Here is a 4,322-nt window from a genome sequence, read left to right on the forward strand (position 1 = left end):
AGCAAAAAAATCATATTTTAGTAGGCTTCTTTGTCATGCCTACTTTTCCGTTACTCGCTAGTTTTGAAACAAGGATCATTTCGTATATAGTCATTTACGTTGTTAGCTTGATGGGCATGTGACGGTACCCCTTTAAAGTCAATTAAAGACCAATCGTGTCCATTAGATTTCGCGGACTTATATCGAGCAATAACAGTTTTCATAACAGATTGAGCCATTTGACTTTTTAACGCAAACTGATTTCGTAAATCAGCGTAATACAAACTATTTATGTTGGCTTGATTCAGATTCTTTGTTTTAAATATATGTTTTGACAACCAATTACAAGCCTTACGATAAGCATTGGTTGTTACCTTTAGACTTTCAAATTGATTGTCAGAAGTGTAAATCTGTATTTTTGCAGTAATCGTAGTCATTATTTTCACCACCTTTCACTAACATAATTGTATTATATTTTTAGTGAAAGCAAATGATTTAGACAGAAAAAGGAGGAGGTAAGGCGGAAGTTTCAGATACTTGATATGGTACAAAATCTTACGATTTTATGTACCATACCGTATCTGATCGCAATTCCTCCCCCACCTACTCACTGGCGCTATCGCACCTTCACGTTCCTTGAGGAAGGGGTATCCTTGCCTAAGTACGTTGATGAATATGACCTCCTCAACATTCGCATACTTGTATCATTTCACAACATGCGTATTTTGTTTCTAAATTAGATACACAAACACTGTAGGAGAATGTAACGATATATAGAGAATGCGATAATAATACTTCTAAAAAGAAGGCTGTTTTCGTAACTATTGTTGCTATTTAACACATCGCGGGGCGTGGTTGATTTCCACTCAAGAGAACATCCAGGCATCCCAGTTTTACGGGCTTGATTGAACAAAGCAAATGCAATCGATTGACCTTGTGAAAAAAGTACAAAAGTATAGATATTCAACTGGACAAAGAACCGGAATTGATATACGAGCTTATAACGTTATTTTTATATAGGGACCTGAAGTCCAATTACCAGCTAATATCATGCTCTCTTTTGTCATCAATTTATAAATAAACTTATTGCCTTTAAATAACATGGAATTCAATATATTGGAACAGTACAATTGAATTCAATGCCCCTTAGCTAGTATACGTCCAATAAATATTAAAGTAAATTTAACTAAACTTAATTTACGTTAAGTTTAATTTAATACAATATATTAGATTCCTGTAAATGCTTATTTCTTTTTTATAACCTATCGGTGCGTATAATACGGAAGTTTTCCTGCTCCTTTTGTGAACAGCTCTTGACCTTTCTTTCTCCAGCAAGCTAAAATCATCATGAAAAAACTTGAACAGCACACAGCCATTCAAGTCAGCAAACATATTAATAGGAAACAAACCGCCCGCATTCCTTTAAAAACCGTACTCTGATTTTGCCGACAGAGCCGTTTCGGTGCTTGGCGATGTTGAGTTCCACAACACCGTCACCGTCGTTTTCGTAATAATCCTCCCGGTACATCAGCATAATGAGGTCGGCATCCTGTTCAATCTGACCGCTTTCGCGTAAGTCGGACAGCAGCGGACGCTTGTCCTGGCGCGCCTCCACTGCACGAGACAGCTGTGACAATGCGACCACGCACACGTTCAAATCGCGCGCCATGAGCTTGAGCTTACGAGATATTTCGCTAATTTCCTGAAATCGGTTGCCCTTATGCTTGGCATCTCCCGCAATGAGCTGCAGGTAATCCACTATCACCAGGATTTTTTGATCGGGGTAGCGGCGCTTTAGCTTGCGCACCTGTACCCACATTTGCTGAAGCTGCACACCTGCCTTTTCAAAAATGGCAATCGGTAAGCCCGTGAGATCAGCGCTCGCATCGATCATCTTATCCCAATCGGGAATCGCAAACCGGCGCCGCGGATTTTTCAGCTTATCACCCTCGATATTCTGTACACATGACATTAATCGCTTCACCAGCTGCTCCTTACTCATTTCTAAGGAAAAGATGCCAACACCAGCTCCCGTTTTCGCCGCGTGAAGCGCCAGGTTTAGCGCAAATGCAGTTTTCCCCATTGATGGCCGCGCGCCGATAATCACAAGATCGCCCTCCTGCAGGCCACATGTCATCCGGTTAAGTGCCCAAAACCCTGTATCAATACCAGTCAAGTCACCCTTATCCTCTTGAAATTTCTGAAATAACGCCGTAACTGTTGTCGCAATCGCTTCATCATCCTCGTACTCTGCTTCCTCTAGCTCGCAAAGCGTTGTAATCATCTCCCCAATCGCACCTTCATCCCGCTCCGTTACTAGCTTCTCCTGCATCTGTTGTGCCGCCAGCATCGCCTGATTCATCTTCCAGCCTCCCTGTAGAATCCGTTCATAATGTCCAAAGTTTGCCGTCGTTGGTACACTTTCTGCCAAATGTGTCAAATACGAAAGACCGCCGATTTGTTCTAAAAAGGAGGGATCCATCACAGACACGAGCGCAACCAAATCAATCGGCTTTCCGTCATCCTCCAGCTGCCGAAGCAACCTAAAAATGCCCCGATGCACCGGATCCGAAAAATGAACCTCTGACAAGCGGCACTCCTTCATCAGCTGTCCTTCTAGTAAAAGTGCTCCTAGCACACTTTTTTCCGCCTCTTTATTCTCCAGCTTCATCATGAGCTCTCCCTCCATCAGTTATATTCTTTTCCTCTAAAAAGCGCCGCAGCTCCTCATCGCTTGGTGCATCCCAGTTACCCTCCTCTGACACATACGTTGTTTGCTCCGCAGAAGCAGGTACCTTTTGCCGAAAACGTGTTAATGCCTCCTCCACCTCCTGCAGTTTCGTGTACCCTTGCTGGTGCCAATCGCGCAAAATCGCCTTTACATATGCAAGCTTGCGCTGATTCTGCTCGAACGCCAGCTGCAGCGCCTTTAGAACCAATTCAGAAGACAAATCCGTCATCCACGCCTGCAACTCTTCTGCCGCATACGACGACAAACTGCCAAAATGCTCCTCATAAAACCGGAACACCGCACCCGTGTCCTCTTCCTCCGGCACCGATACACCTGGGCAAAAATGCGCGAATACAAGCGACATCTTACAGCCCTCCTCCCGGCATTTTTCCAAAAACATCTGCACCAGCGCCTTGCTTTTTACCAGCTTCAATTCACGCAGTACACACTTTTCCACATTCACATTGTTCACCGGGTTATAGCGAATCCAATTCACCACACACACTTCCTTCGTCTCGGCATCATACAGCACCTTGCCATACGCCACAAACCGATCAAGCAGCTTGTCCACCGTCTCCCGGTTATACCCCGTCTCCATCTCCGCCACGCGCTTGGGAAACGAATAAATCCCGCACTGCGTCGTCTTCGAGCACGTCAGCAAATACAAATAAAAGTACCGCTCCTCCGGCGTAAGCTCCAGCACAAAGTCATCCTGCCAAAAACTCACCTGCACCAACCGATACACCGCCATACCCGCTCCTCCTTCTCCCTCATCCGTTATCTATATATAAGGCAAGCAGGCAAAAGGGGCACAGCTTATAAAAAATTTTTCATTACAGCATCGAAAAAAATTGTAGTTGTTTTGTTTTTGAAATGATTTTGTACTTACAAGGGGCTTATAAGCCGTTTGTATGTGCATTGAATTGTCTTGTAAAAAAGGACTAGGCGGGGAGAGCTCATGCTCGTGAAAAATTAGAAAAAGGCCGCAAAGAAGAAAGACTGCAGCTTGTTCGGAGAATGTATAAAAATGGATTGTACATGGAAGACATCACAAAATTTACAGGTCTTAGTCTGGCGGAGATAACGAAATTACTAACATGATAGAAAGACTTTACCACTTTCATTTTTGAAACAGCTCTAACACCAAACTCGCGGGTCACTAGAAAGAGTATGTCTTAGATCAGGTGCCCCGCAAGCGCGTCTCCTGGGACACCTGCGCTCGCAAATCTTGACTCTCGTGCTCCGCAAGCGCTTCTCCTGGATCACCTAAGCGCACAAATCTTGACTCTCGTGCTCCGCAACAGCTTCTCCCGGATCACCTGCACGTGCAAAACTGGGCTCTCGTGCTCCGCAAGAGCGTCTCCTGGGACACCTGCGCTCGCAAATCTTGACTCTCGTGCTCCGCAAGATCGTCTCCTGGGACACCTGAACGTGCAAAACTGGGCTCTCGTGCCCCGCAAGCGCTTCTCCTGGGACACCTGCGCTCGGAAATCTTGACTCTCGTGCTCCGCAAGCGCTTCTCCTGGATCACCTGCACGTGCAAACCTTGACTCTCGTGCTCCGCAAGCGCTTCTACCGGATCACCTACGCGTGCAAACCTTACCTCTCGTGC

General features: G+C 45.2%; 3 protein-coding genes. All 3 read right to left on the minus strand.

The window, feature by feature from the left end:
* Window positions 1–50: 50 nt before the first annotated feature.
* Window positions 51–416: a transposase gene (locus EEJ45_RS17850; protein ID WP_246000033.1), complete on the minus strand. Its 366-nt coding sequence runs from the start codon at window positions 414–416 to the stop codon at window positions 51–53.
* 956 nt (window positions 417–1,372) lie between these two features.
* On the minus strand, window positions 1,373–2,650 hold the full coding sequence (dnaB, locus tag EEJ45_RS17855) for a replicative DNA helicase (protein ID WP_124566102.1): 1,278 nt from the start codon (window positions 2,648–2,650) through the stop codon (window positions 1,373–1,375).
* Window positions 2,634–3,461 (minus strand): DnaD domain-containing protein, encoded by an 828-nt coding sequence (locus EEJ45_RS17860; protein WP_124566101.1) that lies wholly within the window; start codon window positions 3,459–3,461, stop codon window positions 2,634–2,636. Before EEJ45_RS17860 ends, dnaB begins: the two co-directional genes overlap by 17 nt.
* Between the last annotated feature and the right edge of the window lie 861 nt (window positions 3,462–4,322).

Origin of the sequence: Ectobacillus antri (assembly GCF_003852715.1) — a bacterium.
Classification (GTDB): domain Bacteria; phylum Bacillota; class Bacilli; order Bacillales; family Bacillaceae_G; genus Ectobacillus; species Ectobacillus antri.